At 71.7% G+C, this 20,918-nt stretch carries 17 protein-coding genes; 12 read left to right on the plus strand and 5 right to left on the minus strand.

Annotated features, from left to right (window positions below):
- The first annotated feature begins 91 nt into the window (after window positions 1–91).
- Complete coding sequence (locus tag OG885_RS42995; protein WP_405742122.1) at window positions 92–2,083, plus strand: DUF2264 domain-containing protein; 1,992 nt, start codon at window positions 92–94, stop codon at window positions 2,081–2,083.
- Between the two features lie 366 nt (window positions 2,084–2,449).
- Here OG885_RS42995 and OG885_RS43000 read toward each other — a convergent pair whose 3' ends face one another.
- On the minus strand, window positions 2,450–2,884 hold the full coding sequence (locus OG885_RS43000) for a MarR family transcriptional regulator (RefSeq protein WP_405743149.1): 435 nt from the start codon (window positions 2,882–2,884) through the stop codon (window positions 2,450–2,452).
- A 210-nt stretch (window positions 2,885–3,094) separates the two neighbouring features.
- Between OG885_RS43000 and OG885_RS43005 the strand changes: the two genes are divergently transcribed.
- From OG885_RS43005 to OG885_RS43035, 7 genes are all read left to right on the plus strand, one after another.
- Window positions 3,095–4,276 carry a PP2C family protein-serine/threonine phosphatase gene (locus OG885_RS43005; RefSeq protein ID WP_405742124.1) on the plus strand — a complete coding sequence of 394 codons (1,182 nt, stop codon included), beginning with the start codon at window positions 3,095–3,097 and terminating at the stop codon, window positions 4,274–4,276.
- A gap of 109 nt (window positions 4,277–4,385) precedes the next feature.
- Complete coding sequence (locus OG885_RS43010) at window positions 4,386–5,282, plus strand: STAS domain-containing protein (protein WP_405742126.1); 897 nt, start codon at window positions 4,386–4,388, stop codon at window positions 5,280–5,282.
- A complete protein-coding gene (locus OG885_RS43015; protein WP_405742128.1) occupies window positions 5,279–5,689 on the plus strand; it encodes an STAS domain-containing protein in 411 nt (136 codons plus the stop codon). The genes OG885_RS43010 and OG885_RS43015 overlap by 4 nt, the downstream gene beginning before the upstream one ends.
- Window positions 5,689–6,132, plus strand: a complete 444-nt coding sequence (locus OG885_RS43020; RefSeq protein WP_405743151.1) for an ATP-binding protein — start codon at window positions 5,689–5,691, stop codon at window positions 6,130–6,132. Before OG885_RS43015 ends, OG885_RS43020 begins: the two co-directional genes overlap by 1 nt.
- Window positions 6,129–7,199: an ATP-binding protein gene (locus tag OG885_RS43025; protein ID WP_405742130.1), complete on the plus strand. Its 1,071-nt coding sequence runs from the start codon at window positions 6,129–6,131 to the stop codon at window positions 7,197–7,199. The genes OG885_RS43020 and OG885_RS43025 overlap by 4 nt, the downstream gene beginning before the upstream one ends.
- On the plus strand, window positions 7,196–8,932 hold the full coding sequence (locus OG885_RS43030; RefSeq protein WP_405742131.1) for a PP2C family protein-serine/threonine phosphatase: 1,737 nt from the start codon (window positions 7,196–7,198) through the stop codon (window positions 8,930–8,932). Before OG885_RS43025 ends, OG885_RS43030 begins: the two co-directional genes overlap by 4 nt.
- 79 nt (window positions 8,933–9,011) lie before the next feature.
- A complete protein-coding gene (locus OG885_RS43035) occupies window positions 9,012–10,190 on the plus strand; it encodes a PP2C family protein-serine/threonine phosphatase (protein ID WP_405742133.1) in 1,179 nt (392 codons plus the stop codon).
- Between the two features lie 10 nt (window positions 10,191–10,200).
- Here OG885_RS43035 and OG885_RS43040 read toward each other — a convergent pair whose 3' ends face one another.
- Both OG885_RS43040 and OG885_RS43045 read right to left on the minus strand, forming a co-directional pair.
- Window positions 10,201–10,722 (minus strand): MarR family winged helix-turn-helix transcriptional regulator, encoded by a 522-nt coding sequence (locus tag OG885_RS43040; protein WP_405742135.1) that lies wholly within the window; start codon window positions 10,720–10,722, stop codon window positions 10,201–10,203.
- Window positions 10,723–10,965: 243 nt separating this feature from the next.
- Complete coding sequence (locus OG885_RS43045) at window positions 10,966–11,400, minus strand: ATP-binding protein (protein ID WP_405742137.1); 435 nt, start codon at window positions 11,398–11,400, stop codon at window positions 10,966–10,968.
- 378 nt (window positions 11,401–11,778) lie between these two features.
- Between OG885_RS43045 and OG885_RS43050 the strand changes: the two genes are divergently transcribed.
- The 3 genes from OG885_RS43050 to OG885_RS43060 all read left to right on the plus strand — a co-directional run bounded on the left by OG885_RS43050 (window position 11,779) and on the right by OG885_RS43060 (window position 19,130).
- Window positions 11,779–16,032 carry a HAMP domain-containing protein gene (locus OG885_RS43050; protein WP_405742139.1) on the plus strand — a complete coding sequence of 1,418 codons (4,254 nt, stop codon included), beginning with the start codon at window positions 11,779–11,781 and terminating at the stop codon, window positions 16,030–16,032.
- Window positions 16,033–16,095: 63 nt separating this feature from the next.
- Complete coding sequence (locus OG885_RS43055; protein ID WP_405742141.1) at window positions 16,096–18,582, plus strand: SpoIIE family protein phosphatase; 2,487 nt, start codon at window positions 16,096–16,098, stop codon at window positions 18,580–18,582.
- Between the two features lie 116 nt (window positions 18,583–18,698).
- Window positions 18,699–19,130, plus strand: a complete 432-nt coding sequence (locus OG885_RS43060; protein ID WP_405742143.1) for an ATP-binding protein — start codon at window positions 18,699–18,701, stop codon at window positions 19,128–19,130.
- Between the two features lie 5 nt (window positions 19,131–19,135).
- Here the strand turns inward: OG885_RS43060 and OG885_RS43065 are convergent, their stop codons facing one another.
- Window positions 19,136–19,549 carry an ATP-binding protein gene (locus tag OG885_RS43065; protein WP_405742145.1) on the minus strand — a complete coding sequence of 138 codons (414 nt, stop codon included), beginning with the start codon at window positions 19,547–19,549 and terminating at the stop codon, window positions 19,136–19,138.
- Window positions 19,550–19,932: 383 nt separating this feature from the next.
- Window positions 19,933–20,268, minus strand: a complete 336-nt coding sequence (locus tag OG885_RS43070; RefSeq protein WP_405742147.1) for an STAS domain-containing protein — start codon at window positions 20,266–20,268, stop codon at window positions 19,933–19,935.
- A gap of 211 nt (window positions 20,269–20,479) precedes the next feature.
- Here OG885_RS43070 and OG885_RS43075 point away from each other — a divergent pair, with 211 nt between their 5' ends.
- Window positions 20,480–20,863: an STAS domain-containing protein gene (locus OG885_RS43075; RefSeq protein WP_405742149.1), complete on the plus strand. Its 384-nt coding sequence runs from the start codon at window positions 20,480–20,482 to the stop codon at window positions 20,861–20,863.
- The last annotated feature ends 55 nt before the right edge of the window (window positions 20,864–20,918 follow it).

The raw sequence follows: 20,918 nt of genomic DNA on the forward strand, positions 1-20,918 counted from the left end.
CCAAGGCGCCGACGTAGGCCACCACCCCACCTCGCCGGGCCCGCACCGGCTTGCTGACGCACCCACCGACCAACGGAGGAAACACCCCCGTATGACCGCGCCTTCGGTCACCACGCCCGGCCCGCTGCCCGCGGACCACCGCCTCTCGCCGCTCACCGGCTACACCCGGGCCCACTGGGAAGCAGCCGCCGACCGACTCCTCGACGCACTTCGTCCCTACGCCACGCCCGGCCTGGCCCAGTACCGGCTGCCCGGCCGCACCGGCTACTCCGGGGAACAGGCCGACGGCCTGGAGGGCTACGCCCGTTCCTTCCTGTTGGCCGCGTTCCGCATCGCCGGAGCGACCCGGCCGGGGGAGCGGGAGAGACTGGCCCCGCTCATCGATCGGTACGCGGCCGGACTCACCGCGGGCACCGACCCGGGCCACCCCGAGCACTGGCCCCCTATCAAGGACCGCTCGCAGCCCATGGTGGAGGCCGCGTCCGTGGCCATCGCCCTGCACGAAACCCGGCCCTGGCTCTGGGACCTGCTCGACGACCAGGTCCGCGGGCGCGTCGTCGACTGGCTCGCGGACTTCGTGGGCGCCACCGCCAACGACTCCAACTGGCGCCTGTTCCAAGTGGTCGTGGAGGAGTTCCTCGCCTCTGTCGGCGCGCCCCACCGCCGCTCCGAGATCGAGGCGGGACTCGCCCGCCTCGACGACTGGTACCGCGGCGACGGCTGGTACACGGACGGCGACGGCCAGAAGTTCGACTACTACAACGCCTGGGCCCTGCACCTGTATCCCGTCCTGTGGGCCCGGATCGCCGGCGAGCGAGCGGACCCGTCCCTGACGGCCGGTCACCGTGAGCGCCTGCGCGCCTTCCTGGAGACACACCAGTACTTCTTCGGCGCCGACGGCGCCCCCCTGCACCAGGGCCGCTCGCTGACCTACCGGTACGGCACTGCCGCCGCCCTGTGGGCCGGGGCGCTGGTCGGGGCGACCCCGCTGCCCCCGGGCCGCACCCGCCGACTGGCCTCGGGTGCGCTGAAGCACTTCACCGACCGAGGGGTTCCCGGTCCCGACGGTCTGCTCAGCCTCGGCTGGTACCACCCCTACCTGCCCGTCACCCAGCCCTATTCGGGTCCGGCCTCGCCGTACTGGGCGGCCAAGGCGTTCCTCGGTCTGCTGCTGCCCGACACGCATCCGGTGTGGACGGCGACCGAGGAGCCGGGACCGGTCGAGACGCGGGACACGGTACTGGCCCTGGCCGGCCCCGGGTGGCTGCTGCACAGCACGGCCGCGGACGGGATCGTGCGCCTGGTCAACCACGGCAGCGACCGCCGGTCGCCCACCCCCGACGAACAGCCCGACAGTCCGCACTACTCCAGGCTCGCCTACTCCACCGCGACCGCGCCGCAGACCCCGCCCGACGGCCACCCCACCACCATCGACCACCACATCGCCGTCCTCGACGCCTCCGCGGTGTCGCGCCGGCGGCGGATACACCGGCTGGGCGCCGCCGACGGTGCTCTCGCCGCCTCCTGGTACACCGACGACGGCACCGCGCCCGGGGCGCCGGCATCGGTCGCCACGGTCAGCGCGGTCCATCGCGCCTGGGAGATCCGCGTCCATCTGGTGCACGCCGGGGCGGGAGCCGCGGTGCGCGAGACGGGGTGGTCGCTCGCCTACGACGACACCCCCTGCACCGTGGAGGCCGGCCCCGGCTGGGTCGTGGCCCGCCGCGCCGACGGCCTGACCTCGGCGCTGGCCGGCCTGCACGGCTGGGACGGCCCGGGCGAGCCGCGCGACGGCCTCGTCGTCCAGACGACGGGACTGAACGCCTACGGACAGCACTCCGCCACACCTGCCCTCGTCCTTCCGCACCACCCCGGCGGCACCCTGCTCCTGGCCACCCTGGTCGTCCTCACCCGGGACCCCCGACTCGCCCATGACCCGCACGCGCTGTGTCACGGCGCCCGTGTGCGGACCACGCAGGACGGCGGCCTGGACCTTCGCTTCCCCGACGGCCACCGGGAGCGACTGGACCCGGCTCTGACGGCGACGGCACGGGAACGCGTGGGCGGTGCGCCCGCGTACTGAGGGAGCCGTTGTGAAGATGACCGTCGCTTCTCGGGGAGCGGCGGTCATCTCGTATGCGTGCGCCCGCCCGGCACGGGGCCGTCCGGTCGAGCAGCGTGTACCCGGCTTCGGCCGCTTCATGGCCGTGGGCGGGCCGAGACCTTTGCCACACCGCTATGCCGCGCCGGAGGGGGTACCCGGTCGTCATGCCAAGACAGAACACCGACCGATACTTGCCATTTGACAACTATGGCCGGGAGGCAACAAAGTAGCGATGACGGACGCGCATGGGGAAGGATCTTGGATGTTCCGGTGGGCGGGGGCTGCTCCGTGCGCTGATCCCCGGGACCTGGCCGCAGTGCCGGGCCGGATCCCGCAGCGGATCGCTCAGGCAGTTCTGCTGTCGGACGCCTCGGCGTCGTCGTGCAGTTGCAGGGCCGCCGCCGCGCAGAAGGCGTCCAGCCCCTCCGTCAACGCGGTTCGCTTCGCTGCGGGCATCTGGTCGAGGACCGCTCGCAAGGCCTGCTCCCGGCGGGCGCGCAGGTCGACGAGGAAGGCACGGCCCCGGCCGCTGAGGTGCAGCCGCACCTCGCGCCGATTGGCCGGACTCACCACACGCTCCACGAACCCCGCAGCCTGCAACCGGTCGCACAGGCGACTGGTGGAGGGCGGAGTGGAGGCGAGATGGTCGGCGAGGGTGCGCAGGTTGATGCCGTCGTGGTGTTCGAGGACGAACAGCACGCGCAGCTGGGACGCGGAAGCGGGGGCGGTCGAGGCGCGGCCCCACAGCACTTCCAGCAGCTCCGCAGCCGTGGAGGTCATACGAGCGACCTCGTCGGGCTCCGGGCGGGGGCGGAAGGCAGTCACGGTCACACTTTCGCAGGCACTGGGGTGCCCGTCAGCGTACTAGGTGCGCGGGCGGGCCAATGAGGCATTGAGCGACGGTCGCGGCCGGGGCGGGCGGGTTCGCCGCCCCGCGGAGCCGGCGGCCTCCGGCAAGAGATAGGTGTGTTGTCCATCGTGAACAGATTCATGGCCGCTGAGCGCGCGATGCGCACAGCGGCGCCCCATGCGTTGCTCGACGCCCTCCGCGCCGCACTGATCGAGCAGTACGGTGCGGAGGACGTCGAGCTGTTCATGGCCGACTACGGTCTGACGGTGCTCCAGCCGGTGTCGGTCCGGCCGCACGTCCTGGAGCCGCTGTCGATCTACAACAGCCCGGCCGGGCGGGCCTTCGGTTCGCAGCGGCCGTACCGGGAGGACTCCCCGGAGGGACGGACGCGGCTGCATCTGCCGGTCAGTGTCCGCGGTGACCGCGTCGGCGTGCTGTCGGTGACGCTCGGCGGGGGCGAGGTCTCGCGGCAGTGCGAGTCCGAACTCCTGGAGATCGCCGATGTGCTGGGGCGTGAGGTGCTCGTGGCCGAACGGGACACCGACCTGTACCTGGAGGCGCGTCGCAAGGACCGGCTGACCCTGGCGGCGGAGATGCAGTGGCAGCTGCTGCCCGGCTGCGGCTGCACCCGCCCGGAGTACGAGCTGGGGGCTCAACTGGAGCCCGCCTACGCCATCTTCGGCGACAACTTCGACTGGGCCGCCACGGCCGACCGGCTGTCGCTGTACGTCACCAACGGCATGGGCGAGGGCATAGAGGCGGCCCTGCTGACCAACCTGGCGATCAACGCCCTGCGCAACGCCCGGCGGGCCGGCCTCCCCATCGCCGACCAGGCCGCCCTCGCGGACCAGGCCGTGTACGCCCACTACCAGGGGCGCTGTTACCTCTCGGTCCTGATGTTCGACTTCGACCTGGCCACCGGGCGGGCCAGCGTCGTGGACGCCGGCTCCCCTCAACTGCTGCGGCTGCGCGGCGGTGCCGTGGAGCGCATCGCCTTCGACGCCCAGCTGCCCCTCGGCATGTTCGAGGAGACCGACTACGTGGTGCAGGACTTCCACGTCGAGCCCGGTGACCGGCTGGTCTTCGTCAGCGACGGCGTGCACGCCGTGGCCTCGCCCAAGGGGGAGGCGTACGGGGAGGCGGCCCTCGCCCGGGCCATCCACTCCACCCGGCTGCTGCCGGCCGCCGAGGTGCCGCGCGCGATTCTGCGGGAGCTGACCGGCCACCGTGGAGAGGCGGCGGCCGACGACGACGCCCTCATCGTGTGCCTGGACTGGCGGGGGAGGCCGTCGGAGCAAGGAGGCGCCGAACTGCCCTTGTGATGATCGCGTGTTGTTCGCCCCGCGCCCCCGCGATAACGTTTGCCATGCGGCAATAATCAGGTGATGGCCTGCCGCACGGTCGGCCGCAGGAGCGCTCGACAGGAAGAAGATGTACGTGGTGGAGCATGACACCGCCCCCGAGGTGACACAGGAACTCGCCGCATTCCTCGAACGGCGCCGCGAGCAGATCGCCCACCGATGGGCGGACGCCGCGCTGTTCCGCGCCGTCTTCACGGTCTCCCGGGACGAGGCGGTCGAGGGGAGCAAGGCGGTGGTGGACGCCCTCGCCGAGGTGGCCCGCGCCGGCCGGCTGGAGGACATCGACGCCCCCGGCTTCGACCCCGTCAGGGACCAACTGGGCCGCATGGCCCTTGCCCGCACCCAGGCCGGGTACAACCCGCCGCAGATCGCCCGGGAGGTGGCCGGACTGCGAGCCCCGGTCACCGCGCTCCTGCGGGCCGAGTTCGAGGATTCCGCCGACGAGATCATGCATGCCTGTCTGCTGGAACTGACGGTCCTGATGGGCACGTTGCGCCTGGTGGTCATGGACACCACGATCAACTCCGGCGAGGAACTGATCGCCCGACAGCGCCAACAGCTGATGGAGGTGGCCACCCCCGTCATCGAGCTGTGGGACGGCGTCGTCGCCGTGCCGCTGATCGGCACCCTGGACAGCTCCCGCAGCCAGATCGTCATGGAGAGCCTGCTGGAGGCGATCGTGGAACGGCGGGCCCGCTACGCCATCCTCGACATCACCGGTGTGCCCACCGTCGACTCGCTCGTGGCCCAGCACCTGATGAAGACGGTCGCCGCGGCCCGGCTGATGGGCGCCGAGTGCATCGTCTCCGGAATCCGTCCCGCCATCGCGCAGACCATCGTCCACCTCGGCATCGATCTCGGATCGATCCTCACCCGGGCCGGGCTCTCCGACGCCCTGGCCTACGCGCTCGCCCAGCAGGGCATCGCCGTCTCCACCCGCCCTGGCGCAGGAGCGGGCCCGCGGTGACCGACCATTCCGCCCTCCACCCGGAGCCGGTGCCGGTCCTGGCACTGGGAGACATCCTGCTGGTCACCCTGCGGGGAGACCTGTACGACGGGGTCGCGGAGCAGCTCCAGCACGACATCACCCACCGCATCGCGAACAGCGCGGTGCCGGTGAACGGTGTCGTGATCGACCTCTCCGGCGTGGAGATCGTCGACTCCTTCCTCGGCCGCATCCTGGCCGAGATCGCCGCGAGCGCGAGCCTGCTGGCGACCCGGACCGTACTGGCCGGCATGCGCCCGGCTGTGGCCATCACCCTGGTCGAGCTGGGCCTGACCCTGCCCGGCCTGGTCACGGCACTGGACGTCGACCGGGCCCTGGCCCTGCTGGGCAGCGCCTTCACGACAACCCGGCCGGAAGCGGGTGCGTGATGCATGCTCCCCTCACCCCGACCACGCGACTGCCCATCGCCGGGGACGCCGATCTGGCGTGGCTGCGCCAGCATGTGCGGCAGTGCGCCGCCGACCTCGGTTTCGGCCTGGTGCAGCAGACGAAGCTGGTGACGGCCGCCAGCGAACTGGCCCGCAACACCCTCGTCCACGGCGGCGGCGGACACGCGGAGATCACGACACTGGGCGACGGGGCACGCCGCGGGCTGCGGCTCTCCTTCGTCGACACCGGCCCCGGCATCCGCGACGTCGACCTGGCCCTGACCGACGGCTACACCACCGGCGGCGGACTGGGCATGGGCCTGAGCGGAGCCAAGCGGCTCGTCCAGGAGTTCGTCCTGGACACCCGGCCCGGCCTCGGCACCACCGTCACCATCACCGAATGGGTCTCGGGCCTGCCCACGCCCCGCCCGGGAGTGCTGTGAGCAGGGTCTGGGACGTCCCCGTCCCCGAAACCACCAGAGTCCGGGACGTCCGGGTCGCGGCCGAGAGCGCCTGCGCCACGGCCGGACTGGACGCACGCTCCACGGCCGCCGCGGCGCTCGTGGCCACCGAACTGGCGACCAACCTCGTCAAGCACGCCAACGGCGGCCGCATCGTGATCAACCTGACCGGACCCGCCGACACCCTCGCCCCTGCCGCGACCCGGGTGCAGATCACCTCGCTCGACCACGGCCCGGGCATCGCCGACGTGGCCGCGGCCCTGCGCGACGGCTACACCACCGCCACCTCCTCCCTGGGCGCGGGCCTGGGCACCTGCCGCCGGCTGTCGGACGACTTCGACCTGCACAGCCGCAAGGGCACGGGCACCGTCGCCGTGGCGCGCCTCGGCCCGGCCGGATCCGCACAGCCGTCCCGCTCGGCTCCGGCCCTCGCCGCCCAGGGCACCCGCGCCGGCGGCATCAACGCCCCCCTCGCCCACGCCGACTACTCGGGGGACGCCTTCAGCTGGGTGCGCTCCGGCCCACTGGTCACCCTGATGCTCGCCGACGGGCTCGGTCACGGCGCGAAGGCGTCCGAGGCGTCCGCCGCCGCCGTCGAGGAGCTGCAACGACGGCCCGATCTGCCCCCGGCCGACATCCTGCGGCGACTGCACACCGCGCTGCGCACCACGCGCGGCGCGGCCGTCGGGGTCGCCCAGCTCGACGAGGACACCCAGCGGCTGTCGTTCGCCGGGGTCGGCAACATCGGCGCCAGGCTCCGCTCCGACGGGGCGTGGCGGCCCCTCATCTCGCACCCCGGCATCGTCGGAGCGCACTTCCCCGCCACCGTGCCCCGGCACGCATCGGCCTGGCGCCCGGACAGCCTGCTCATCCTGCACAGCGACGGACTCCCCAGCCGCTGGACACCCCCGGACGACGCCCGTCTGCCTGCCCACGACCCGGCCCTGACGGCCGCCGTCGTCCTGCGGGACGGGAGCAGCGCCGCGCGCCCGCTGCGCGACGACACCACCGTGGCCGTACTCGCCCCCGACCTGGACGGACGTCCATGACCGCGACTCCGGACGCCTGGAAGATCACGTCGGTCACCGACGTGGCCGAGGCCAGAGCCGCCCTTGACCGTGTCGTCACCGCCGCCGCGGTCCCGCCGCTGGAGCGCGCCCGCTTCCTCACCGCGCTGACGGCCCGGCTGCGCGGCTGCCTCGACCGGGACGGCGACTGGGAACTCGTGCCGTCCGTCCGGCAGGCGGCCGACGGAAGCGCCGGACGCCTCGACGTCACCCTGCGACCGGTCGCCATGGCCCGACCCGACATCGCTGAGGAACCCGATCTCACCTGCCCGCTGCCGGAGCCCGCCGACATCCCCGACAAGGACATGCCGCTGCCGCCGGCCCTGCTGCACGCCGACGACAACACGGCGGCCGTGCTGCGCCTGTTCGACGAGCAGGAACGCCTTCTGCGACTGCACCGCGAGGAGCTGCACCAGACCAATCAGGGCGTCCTGGCCCTGCACACCGACCTGGAAGCCGCCTCCCGGGCCCAGCGCGAGCTCCTGGAGGCGGAGCGGGCCGCCCGCGCCGAGGCGGAGCGGGCCCGCCGTCTGCTGACCTTCCTGACGGACGCCAGCGCCGCCATCACGGCCTCCCTCAACCCCGCGGCCATCCTGCGCAGCCTCGCCGACCTGCTCGTACCGGAGTACGCGGAACACCTCGACGTATGGCTCTTCGACGAGGAACAGGAACAGAACGGCGAGGAGCGCCCCCAGCGGGTACGGCAGCACGCGGCGGCCGCGGTGACCGCGGCCCGCACCGGCCGACCGCAGCACGCCGCCGCCCACCCAGGCGGGCTGCCCGGGGTGGACGACCTGCCGCCCTCCGTCCTGTTCCCGGACCGGGTGCTGCTGGCCATCCCGCTCGCGGCCCGGCGCCTGCTCGGCGTCCTCACCCTCACCGCCCCCGGCCCCCGGTTCGACCCGGACACCAGCGTGATGCTGGTCGAACTCGCCCGCCGCGTCGGCGTAGCCCTGGACAACGCCCGCCGTTACGAGCAGTACCGGGACACCGCCGAGGCCCTCCAGCGCGCCCAGCTCACCCAACTGCCCACGCCGTCCGGTCTGCTGCTGGCCGCGCGCTACCTGCCCGCCACCCGGGGCCTGAACATCGGCGGTGACTGGTACGACGCCTTCCTCCAGCCCGACGGCAGCCTGCTCGCCGTCATCGGCGACGTCACGGGCCACGGTCTGCACGCCGCCGTCGTCATGGGGCAGCTGCGCACCGCGCTGCGCGCCTACGCGGTGGAGAACGACAGCCCCGGAGAGATCCTCACCCGGCTGCACCGCATGCTGAGCCATCTCCAACCGGAGCTGTACGCCACCGCGATGATCGCCAGGTTCAGGCCGGGTGAACCGGAGGTCGTCTGGTCCTCGGCCGGCCACCCGCCCGCCGTGGTGCGCGGCGCGGACGGCTCGATCCGCGTTCTGGAGACCAGACCCGGCGTCATGCTGGGCATCCCCATGCCGTTCGAGTACACCGACCACCGCGTCGACCTGCCCGCCGGATCCTCCCTGGTGCTGTACACCGACGGCCTGGTCGAGCGCCGGGCCCGAGGCATCGACGCGGGCATCGAGCGCCTCGGCCAGGCCCTCGGCGCCCTGAGCACTCCGGAACTGGAGCAGAACCCGGAGGCCGCGGCGGACGCCCTGCTCAAGCCGCTTCTGCACGACTCCGAACGCGACGACGACATCTGCCTGCTGCTGTGCCACACCGTGCCCCCAGGCGAGGGGTGACGGCACCGCCCGATGTGCACCTGCTGAGCACCGGCTGGCTCGGGTAGCGTGAAGGGCATCGGGCGAGAGGGCTGATGCCGTGGATGCCGCTGAACCACTTCCCTCGGTGGAGGCCCGGCTGCGCGATGCGGCCCCCCACCGGCTGGTCGCCACCGCTCGCCGTGTCCTCGCCGAGCGGGTGGGGGCGGGGGAGGTGACCCTCTTCCTCGTCGATTACGCGCTCTCCGTGCTGCGCCCGGTGTCCCATCTGCCGGACACCGGTACGCCGGTCTCCGCTCACGACGGACCGCAGGGCAAGGCGTTCCGCGAGCAGAGTCCGGTGATCGAGGTCGTCCGCAGCCCGGCCGGCCACCTCGTGCATCTGCCCGTCACGGTGCGCGGCGACCGCCTGGGCGTCCTGACGGTCCGGCTCCCCGTGGAGGCCGCCGTCCCCGACCTCGTGCTCCAGCTCGGCGACTTCGCCACGGCGCTCGGCCACGAGGTCGCCACCGCCGGACGTGACACCGACCTCTTCCTGCTGGCCCGCCGAACCCGCCGTCTCACGCTGGCCGCGGAGATGCAGTGGCAGCTCCTGCCCGCACGCGGCTGTGCCCGCGACGAGTTCACGGTGGGCGCCCACCTGGAGCCCGCCTACGCCATCGGCGGCGACAACTTCGACTGGTCCGCGGGCGCCGACCGTCTCGTCCTCACTGTCACGGACGGCATGGGACACGGCATCGAGGCGTCCCTGCTCACCAGCCTCACGGTCGCCGCCCTGCGCAACGCCCGCCGCGCCGGGGTGCCCCTGGCCGACCAGGCCAGCCTCGCCGACCAGGCCGTCTACTCCGAGTACGGCGGGGCGAAGTACGCCTCCACGCTGCTGCTGGAGTTCGACCTGGCCACCGGCACGGTCCACGCGGTGGACGCGGGTTCTCCCCAGCTGTTCCGCCAGCGGGAGGGGCGCACCGAGCAGATCGAGCTGGAGGCGCAGCTGCCGTTGGGGATGTTCGAGGAGAGCGTCTACGACGAGCAGACGTTTCAGGTCGAGCCCGGTGACCGTCTCATCGTGGTCAGCACCGGTGTGCACGCCACCCGCTCCGCCTCGGGCATCGTCTTCGGTGAGGAGGTCCTGCGGCAGATTCTGAGCGCGACCCGTGACGCCGCGGCGCACGAGACCGCCCGCGCGGTCGTCGCCGGGCTGATCGAGCACCACGGCAGCAGTGAGCTGGCGTCGGACGCGGCTGTCGTGTGCCTCGACTGGAACGGTCGGCCGCACTGACCGGCCCCGATCAGTGATGGGGGTCCCGGGGCCCGGTGGTGCCGTGGTGGCCGCCTTCCTGAGCGGTCAGGAAGGCGCGCAGGCTCCGGCTCAGCGCCTCACGCTCGGCCGGGTCCATCGTCGCGAGAACGACGGCGAGCGCGTGCGTTCTGCGCGAGGCCACCTCGACCAGCACCTGCCGGCCGCGTCCGGTGAGGTGGAGCTGTACCTCACGTCTTCTGTGCGGGTGCAGCTCACGCTCCAGCAGGCCCGCCGCCTCCAGCCGGTCGCACAGCCGGCTCGCCGTAGGAAGCCCTATGTCCATGCCCTCCGCCAGGGCGGTGAGGTTGAGTCCCGGCCCCGACTCCAGAATCCGCAGGGCCCGCAACTGGTGCGGCGACAGCCGCAGGTTCGCTCTCTGTCCGGCCACCGACCACAGGTGCGCCAGCCCGTCCACGGCATCGGACATCTCCCGCGCGAGGGACAGCGCACCCTCGCCCGGACCGCCCGCGCCGTCCGGCATGTCGTGCCCGAAGCCGCTGAGCCGACTCACGAACCCATTGCTTTCAGCAGTCGCCTGCGCATACGAATACCACCCTCACTCCCTCGCGGTACCCGAAGCGTCGCCGAGCAAGCACCGCCACCCAGCCATCGTAGGGACCTCTGCCGGGCGGACCGGTGGTTCCACCCCGTGCCCAGATCGTGGAGAAACTGCGCACGTCAGCTCCGTGTACCCGGCGGCTCCGCGCCCCCCGACGGCTCGGCGCCCCCGACGCGAGGCAGGACGGCGTGGGCGTCAGCCGTCCAGACCCGGCAGCGGACTGTCCGACAGCGCGAGCCGCGCGGTGATCCGTTTGCCGACGGGCTCCCGGTGCGCCTCGAATCCCTCGACCACGGCCATGACGATCTCCAGGCCGTGCTGCCCCACGCGGTCGGCGTCGGTGGCCCGAGCCCTCGGAAGGGTCGGATCGGTGTCCCACACCGTGATCTCCACCGCGCCCGCGGCGACCCGCAGCTCCAGCAGGACCGGCCCGGGCGCGTACTTGAGCGCGTTGGTGACCAGCTCGCTGACCACCAGCTGCGCCAGGTCCATGGCACGCGCCGACACGGGCAGCCCGTGGTCGGTCTGCGCCCGGGTCAGGAAATCCGCTGCGCAGGCCCGCGCGTCGGCGATGCAGCCGACCGCCCCGTCCAGGGCCACGATCAGCTCGGCCAGTGCTTCGTCCGGCATCCGGGAACACTCCTCGCGCGCGACGGGCTCCCTGACGCCGGCCTGCAATACCCCGTTCATGAGCGCGCGCGTACCCGCGTATCGCCGAAATACTCCTGTGAGGCTCCCGAACTGTGCCGCGCCCGCGGCGGAAGCAACCCCTCCGCGTACCCTGAAAGGGCTTCACCATGCCGCTTCGGGACCCCGGATTCTGTGTGGCCGAGCGGTTCCCGCCAGACTTTGGTTGTCGCCTGACAACTGAGTTAACCTTCACCGGATTTCCTCATCGCGCGGGTCCGTGAGGAGCGGAAACGCAGGCGGTGGGCAGGGCCGTTCACGGCCCGGCGCGGTTCCGAGTCCTCGCTGTGAGGGCTCCCGGGGAGCGGAACGAGGATGCGCATGACCGGCAAGACGATCGAGGCCGTGGAGCGGGCTCCGGGCGAGCAGGAGCTACGGCAACTGCTGGCCGGCCTGACCGCCGTCCGCGACGGTGACTTCGGCACCCGGCTGCCGTCCGACGGCGAGGGCCTGCTCGGTGACATCGCCACGGTGTTCAACGGCATGGTGGACCAGTTGTCGCTGTTCACCTCCGAAGTCACGCGCGTGGCACGCGAGGTGGGCACCGAGGGCACCCTGGGCGGCCAGGCCGAGGTACCGGGTGTGTCGGGTACCTGGGCCGACCTGACGGACTCGGTCAACGCCATGGCGGGCAACCTCACCACACAGGTGCGTGACATCGCCCAGGTGGCGACCGCGGTGGCCAAGGGCGACCTCTCGCAGAAGATCGACGTGCCCGCACGCGGCGAGATCCTCCAGCTGAAGGAGACCGTCAACACGATGGTCGACCAGCTGTCCGCGTTCGCCGACGAGGTCACCCGGGTCGCCCGTGAGGTGGGCAGCGAGGGCAGGCTCGGCGGCCAGGCCCAGGTGCCCGGTGTCGGGGGTGTCTGGCGGGACCTGACCGACTCCGTGAACTTCATGGCGGGCAATCTCACCGCGCAGGTCCGCAATGTCGCCCAGGTGACGACCGCGGTGGCGCAGGGTGATCTCTCGCAGAAGATCACGGTGGATGCGCGGGGCGAGATCCTGGAGTTGAAGAACACCATCAACACGATGGTGGACCAGTTGTCCGCGTTCGCCGACGAGGTCACCCGCGTGGCCCGCGAGGTCGGCACCGAGGGGCGGCTCGGCGGTCAGGCGGACGTCAAGGGCGTCAAGGGCACCTGGCGGGACCTGACCGACTCCGTGAACTTCATGGGGGGCAATCTCACCGCGCAGGTCCGCAACGTGGCCCAGGTGGCCACGGCGGTGGCGCAGGGTGATCTCTCGCAGAAGATCACGGTGGATGCGCGGGGCGAGATCCTGGAGTTGAAGAACACCATCAACACGATGGTGGACCAGTTGTCCGCGTTCGCCGACGAGGTCACCCGCGTGGCCCGCGAGGTCGGCACCGAGGGCAACCTGGGCGGGCAGGCCATCGTGCGGGGCGTGTCGGGGACCTGGAAGGACCTCACCGACAACGTCAACGTGATGGCGTCGAACCTGACCGGGCAGGTCCGCTCGATCGCCCAGGTCGCCACCGCCGTGGCCCGCGGCGACCTCTCGCAGAAGATCACCGTCGAGGCCAAGGGCGAGGTCGCCGCCCTGGCGGACGTCATCAACACCATGGTCGACACGCTCTCCGCGTTCGCCGACGAGGTCACCCGCGTGGCCCGCGAGGTCGGCACCGAGGGCCGGCTCGGCGGTCAGGCGCACGTGCCCAACGTGGCCGGCACCTGGAAGGACCTCACCGACAACGTCAACTCCATGGCCAACAACCTCACCGGGCAGGTCCGCAACATCGCCCTGGTGACCACCGCGGTCGCCAACGGCGACCTGTCGAAGAAGATCGACGTCGACGCCCGGGGCGAGATCCTGGAGCTGAAGACCACCATCAACACGATGGTCGACCAGCTGTCGTCGTTCGCCGCCGAGGTCACCCGCGTCGCCCGTGAGGTGGGCAGCGAGGGCAGGCTCGGCGGCCAGGCCGAGGTCGAGGGCGTCGAGGGCACCTGGAAGCGACTCACGGAGAACGTCAACGAACTGGCCGGGAACCTCACCCGGCAGGTCCGCGCCATCGCCGAGGTCACCAGCGCGGTGGCCGAGGGCGACCTGACCCGCTCCATCACCGTGGAGGCCTCCGGCGAGGTCGCCGACCTCAAGGACAACATCAACTCCATGGTGGAGTCCCTGCGCGAGACCACCCGGGCCAACCAGGAGCAGGACTGGCTCAAGACCAACCTCGCCCGTATCTCGGGCCTGATGCAGGGCCACCGGGAGCTGCCGGTCGTCGCCGAGCTGATCATGGACGAGCTCGCACCGCTCGTCACCGCCCAGTACGGCGCCTTCTACCTCGCGGAGGACAGCGAACGCGGACACGAGCTGCGGCTCGTGGGATCGTACGGCTGGCCCGACGACGCCGAGCGGCCCGTCCGCATCCCCGTCGGGCGCTCGCTGGTCGGGCAGGCCGCCCGCAACCACCGGGCCATCACCGTGGAGGAACTGCCGCCGGGCTACGTCACCATCTCCTCCGGCCTCGGCCAGGCCGTGCCCAGCGCCCTGGTGGTGCTGCCGATCGTGGTGGAGGACCAGGTCCTCGGCGTCATCGAGCTGGCCTCCGTCTCCTCCTTCACCCAGATCCACCAGGACTTCCTGACCCAGCTGATGCCCACCATCGGCGTCAACCTCAACACCATCGTCGCCAACGCCCGCACCGACGAGCTGCTGGACGAGTCCCAGCGACTGACCGCCGAACTCCAGTCGCGGTCCGAGGAGTTGCAGATCCAGCAGGACGAACTCCAGCGCTCCAACGCCGAACTGGAGGAGAAGGCGTCCCTGCTGGCCACACAGAACCGGGACATCGAGGCGAAGAACCTGGAGATCGAGCAGGCCCGCCAGGAACTGGAGACCCGCGCCCAGGAGCTGGCGCTGGCCTCCAAGTACAAGTCGGAGTTCCTGGCCAACATGAGCCACGAACTGCGCACCCCGCTCAACAGCCTGCTGATCCTGGCCCAGTTGCTCGCCCAGAACCCCTCCCGCAACCTCACCCAGAAGCAGGTCGAGTACGCGGGCATCATCCACTCGGCCGGCTCGGACCTCCTCCAGCTGATCAACGACATCCTCGATCTGTCGAAGGTCGAGGCCGGCAAGATGGACGTCACCCCCGAACGGGTCCCGCTGCGCAAGCTTCTGGAGTACGTCGAGGCGACCTTCCGGCCCATGACGACACAGAAGAGCCTCGACTTCACGGTGGCCACCGGGCCAGGCACCCCCGCCGACCTGCTCACCGACGACTCCCGACTGCGCCAGATCCTGCGCAACCTGCTGTCGAACGCGGTGAAGTTCACCGAGCAGGGGGGAGTGGAACTGCGGATCGAGCCCGCCGCCGACCGGGAGGTGCCCACAGGAGTCCTGCGCGGGGGCCCGGTCGTGGCCTTCCGGGTCAAGGACACGGGCATCGGCATCCCGCAGCAGCAACTGGAGACGATCTTCGGCGCGTTCCAGCAGGCCGACGGCACCACCAGCCGCAAATACGGCGGCACCGGCCTGGGACTGTCCATCACCCGGGAGATCGCGCATCTCCTCGGCGGGGCCGTCACCGTCGACAGCACACCCGGCCAGGGCAGCACCTTCACGCTGTATCTGCCCGTGGCCCGCGCCGACTTCGAGGACGTGCTCAGCAGCGGCCGGCCGCGGGAACACGCGGACGACACGGCCGGATCGCCGACACCGATCGGTTCCGCCGCGGCGCCCGAGCGCCGCAGGCGCCGACTGCTGGTGGTGGAGGAGCGGCTGCGCGGTCTGCTCACGCTGGTCGCCGAGCGCGCGGCCGCCGACATCGCGCACAACCCCGACGACCCCCGCGGGACCATCGACATCATCACCGCCGTCGGTGCCCAAGAGGCGGCCGCCGCGCTCGCCGCCGAACCCTGCCACTGCGTCGTCCTGGAACTCGGCCTGCCGGACGGCGAGGGCGCCCAGCTCCTGGAAGCCATGCGGGGCGACTCGGCGCTGAACAGCGTGCCCGTGCTCGTCCACACCAGTCAGCGCGTCGACCTGACGCGGGAGAAGTCCCTGCGGGCCCGGGCGGCGGGCCGGCCACTGGCCTTCCTGTCCAGCCTGGACGAGCTGCGCGAACAGATCACCCTCCAGCTGTCCGCCGAGGAACCCGGCGACGTCCTGCCGCTCGTCCGCTCCGACGAACCCCAGCAGCCCCTCGAACCGGTGCTGGACGACACCTTCCTCGGCCGTACGGTCCTCGTGGTCGACGACGACGCGCGCAACCTCTTCGCACTCAGCGGGGTGCTGGAGATGCACGGCTTCCAGGTCCTGCACGCCGACAACGGCCGCAAGGGCATCGAGATGCTGCTCGCCCACCCGGAGATCTCACTGGTCCTGATGGACGTGATGATGCCGGAACTGGACGGCTACGCCGCCACCGCGGAGATCCGCCAGATGCCCCGGTACGCGGACCTGCCCATCATCGCCGTCACCGCGAAGGCCATGCCGGGCGATCAGGAGAAGAGCCTCGCCTCGGGCGCGAACGACTACGTCACCAAGCCGGTCGACTCCGACGATCTCATCGGCCGTGTCCGGCGCTGGCTGCCCGCATGAGCCCGTCGTGAGCCGCCGCCCCTGTGCCGTCCCCGGACGTTCGAAGCGAGGAACACCGCCATCGTGAGCCGACCGACCCAGCCCCCCGACCCCCCGGGCGCCGGCCCCGGCGAGCAACCCTCCGACGCCCGAGCGATCGCCGGTGCCACCCTGCCCGCCGCCCGCAGCGGCGAGGACACGCCGACGGACGCCGCCGACGGCGCGGACGCCCGGGTCTCTCCCGTCGGACGCCTCGCCACGACCGTGGAGCGGTTGCGGCGCGAGGTCCGCGACGCACAGGCGGAAGCGGACGGGCGGGCCCTGATCGAACTGGCCAAGGGCATCCTCGTCGAGCGCCTGCGGTGCGGCCCGGCGCAGGCCGCACGCCAGTTGGCCGAGCTGACCGAGCAAGCGGGCGTGACACCACTGGAGTTCGCCGTCGAGGTGATCAACCAGGCCTCCCGCGACCGGCTCTCCGAAGTGACGACCGCCTTCCTCGCGGCCACCGCCGGAGGGACCCAGACCGCCGCCACGCCCGGCCCGGGCTCGTCCGCGGTCGAACTGCGCTCCGCGGAGAGCGCCGCACTGGCCGCCCGGGACGCGCAGACCGTTGCCGACTCCCTGCTCGCCCACGCGCTGGCCCCGCTGGGCGCGGTGGCCGTGGCCATCTGGGCCCTGGGCGCGGACGGCTCCCTCAGCCTCGCCGGCAGTGCGGGATTCTCGCCCGCGGAGGCGGGGCGCTGGCGGCACGTACCGCCGGGCGTGGCCACCGTGGCCCGCCGCGGTCTGGCCGTGCGCACGGGCCACTGGATCGGTTCCCTGGCCCACACCGGGCTGCCCTCCGTGGGACAGCACCAGTTCCCGCACGGCGGCCGGGTCGCCATGCCGGCCGCCGCCGCAGGCCGTATCCACGGGGTCCTGGAGATCGTCTGGCCGGACCCGCTGGAACCCCAGCCCCCGCAGATCGCCCGGCAGATCGAGGCTCTGGCGGAGCTGTGCGCCCACACCCTGGAGACGTACGCCCTGTGCCGCCCGGACGGCAGCCCCCGTGTGCTGCCCGACGCCGCCGAGCTGGTGGACCTGGCCGACGGACTCCACGATCCCGCCCTGGTCCTCGTGCCGCACGTCGACGCGGGCGGGGAACTCGTCGACTTCCGCATCCACCACGTCAACGCCCGTTTCCTGGACCCCGCGGGCCGGCCGCGAGGCGTCGTCAACGGCGCGCTGCTCCTGGAGGCGTACCCGATGGCCGCCGGCGACGGCGGACTGTTCGAGCAGGTCGAACGGGTGCAGGCCACCGGGGAACCGTTCCGCGCCCAGCGGATGCGGCTCACCGCGCTGGTCGGCGATGTGCCGCTGGCCGCGGTCGCCGACGTGAACATCAGCCGGCACGGCGGCAGCGTCCTCCTGCTCTGGCGCATAGAGGACGAGACGGCACGCCTGGCGAACCTGCTCCAGCACGCCCAGCGCCTCGGCCGCATCGGCGGCTTCGAGGAGAACCTGCTGACCGCCGAGATCACCTGGAACGGCCAGCTCTACCACCTGTACGGCCAGCCGGTGTCACTCGGCCCCGTCCCGCTCGCGGAGCTGCCGGCCCACGCCCACCCGGACGACGCGGTCGCCATCGGCCGCTTCCTGCGCACTCTGCTGCACCACCACCGGCCGGCCGCCACGGCCTTCCGTCTGCAACGACCCGACGGGGTCACCCGGCATCTGCGGGTGGCCGCCGAACCGGTCCTCGACTCCGACGGCAGGCTGCACGTCGTACGCGGCGCCTACCAGGACATCTCGGCCCACCACTGGACCGAGGTGGCGCTCGCCGCGACCCGTGACCAGCTCGCCCACACCGAGCAGCAGGCCAGCGAACGCCACCGGCTGACCCTTCAGCTGCAGCACGCCATCATGCCGCCGGCGCAGGCCCCGCTGGAGGCACCCCGACTGCGCGTCGCGGTGCGCTACCGACCGGCCGAGACCGAGCAGCTGGTGGGCGGCGACTGGTACGACGCCGTGGTCCTGCCCTCCGGGCTGATCCTGCTGTGCGTGGGGGACGTCGCCGGACACGGCATCGAGGCCGCCACCAGCATGGTCGTGCTGCGCAACGCGCTGCGCGGCCTCGCCGTCACCGGCGCCGGGCCGGGGCAGCTGCTGTCCTGGCTCAACATGGTCGCCCACCATCTGACCGGGGCCGTCACCGCCACCGCGGTCTGCGGTCTCTACGACCCCGAGCGCCGCAGCCTGCGCTGGGCCCGGGCGGGCCATCTGCCGCCGGTCCTGGTACGCGGCGGCGAGGCGACCGCGCTGCCCCTGGTCAAGGGGCTGCTGCTCGGCGCAGTACCGGAGGCGGTCTACGAGGAACGTGAGATGCAACTGGCCGTGGACGACACCCTGCTGATGTACACGGACGGTCTGATCGAACGGCGTGACCGTTCTGTGGAGGAATCCCTCACCCATCTGCTGACCACCGCCCGGACCCTCCAGCCCGCGCTCGAACAGCAGTTGGACCATCTGCTCACCCACAGCAGGTCCGACACCGACGACGACACCTGCGTCGTGGGCATCCAAGTGACCTAGCGGGTCGGGTCCGATCGATTTTCGTGCGCGTAGTCTCGTCGTCCTCGGGAAAACAGACAACCGCAGGGACAAGCGAGCCGGGCCGGAAGGGGCGCGGCTTCTGGTGGGAAGGCGAGATGACGACCGAGCACCGCTGGCAGGAGAGTGCGGCGTCGGGGAGCACCCCGGAACAGGCCACGCGTTACCGGGGTGAGCTGCATGATGTGACGACCGCCCGGCTCGACACCGAGCGCTTTCTCGACGACCTCACGGGGGTGGCGCCGCCGACCGCACCGGAACACTGGGACGACATCCTCCTGGTCGTCAACGAACTGGCCGCGAACGCGGTCCAGTACGCGCCGGGGCCTTTCGAGGTCCGGCTGCGCAAGACCTTCGACGGCGTTCATGTCGTGGTCCACGACACGAGCAGCACACCCCCGGCTCCACGCCCCTTCCGCCGTGACGGGGGCGGCGGGGTCGGCTGGTATCTGGTCCAGTCCCTGGGCAGCCAGGTCAGTGTCGTCACACAGCCGGACGGGAAGGACGTGCATGTCTTTCTGCCCTGGTGAGGCGGCTAGGACCGGCTGCGCAGCGGGACCAGCACGCTGATCGTCTTGCCGCCGCCGGGCCGGTGCCGCACGACGATGTCACGCGCCAGGCGGATGATGATCGGCCAGCCGTAGCCCTGTCCGTGCCCCGCCAGGGGGAAGGTGCCGGAACCGTGGACTACGTCGGGGACGACATCGCTGTGGTCGTGGACCGCCAGCCGGACGCCGTCCGGGGTGGCGGCGGCCTCGAACCCGGCCAGCCCCTCACCGTGCCGCAGGGCGTTGCTGACGAGTTCGGAGACGACCAGCAGCAGATCGACGACGTCCTCTTCCCGCGCCGTGCGGGCTGCGGTGTTCCACTCCTCCCGTACGACCGAACGCGCGTGTTCGCGTGCCGCCGCCGCGGTCGTCACCGTGGCCGTGCGGTCCGGCCGGCTCACCGTACGACCACGGCCCAGGGCCCCTCCACGGCCGGTCGGCGGTCCTGGCCGAGGGCGAGGATCGTTGCGTTTTCTTTCATGTCGGGCGGCCTTTCGATGCCTTCGTGAACGGGTCTGCCACCGTCAGGGCTGTGTCGGTGGGGCGCGGCACCATCCGCAGCCTGTGCGGCATGGCGGAGCCGGCCGGCGTGACGGTGGAGAGACCGATGAGCGCGCCCCAGGGGTTGTGCCCCGGCGCCGGACGCCCTGTCACGCGGTGTTTCCCAGCGAACGGATGGCGGGCCGTTGCTGTGTGCCCTTCGCTGCAGATACCCGGTCGGCCCCTGTGCATGCGGGGTGACTTTCCTCCGGGGACGCCATACGGACCCGGCCGCGACAGGGCGTCAGTTCGGGCCGGGAGAGCCCAGGTACTCCTTCCAGTTGGCCTCGGGCCGTACGTCGGCCGCCAGGGCGAGCAGGCGGCGCGGCTGCCGGTGCAGGCCGACGATCCTGAGCAGACCGCCGCGCCGGGTGACGCAACCGTCGACGGTGAGGAGGAGATGCAGGAGTGCCGAGTCCACGAAGTCGACGCGGGCGAGGTCGAGGGTGAGCCGGCGCACGGAGAGCGGCAGCGCGGTGGCCGCGCCTTCGATGGCGGGCCTGGCACGGTCGTCGATGGCGTCGTCCACGGTCAGCGTGGCGGCGTAACCGCCGGGACTCAAAGTGATGCGGGTGCCCATCTTTCGGGCCCCCTTCCCTGGGGGTTGGTGGCCTGGGGAGGCCACTGGGCTCCTCCCACCGTGTCACGTACCGCCGCGCACGTCGAACGGCCTTTTGCTCAGGGGTGCATGACGTGCGCGTTCACGGGTAAGCGCGCATCCGCGGCGCACGCCGCGACCCGCAGGTGAGAGCCGCCAGACCTGGCCGTAGTAGACGTTGTTGGAGGCATACGTGTCCGTTGCCCAGAATCCCTTGTCCGTCGAGGTCACTCTGTTGCGTGACGACGTGGCCCTGTTCACGGTGCAGGGCTATTTGGACGTCGACACCGCGACGGAGTTCCGTCACCATCTGGCGAACCAACTGCACCACGGCCGACGCCATTTCCTGCTCGACCTCACTCAGGTTCCGTTCATGGACTCGTCCGGTATGAACATCATTCTTCGCGTCTATCAGGAAGCCCGGAACCTGCCCGGCAGCGTCCACATCATTTCGCCGCAGCCCGCCGTACGCCGGATACTCGATCTCACCGGTGTGAGTCTGACGGTCCCGGTGTCGGAGAGCGTTGAGCAGGCACTTGACCTGGTGGACCACCCGCAGCCGCAGTCACAGTCCTGACGGCCGTCGATATTGCATCCGGACCCCACCGGGGGAGGGCCATCCACCGTGCCAC

This window comes from Streptomyces sp. NBC_00028 (assembly GCF_045041065.1).
Lineage (GTDB): Bacteria > Actinomycetota > Actinomycetes > Streptomycetales > Streptomycetaceae > Streptomyces.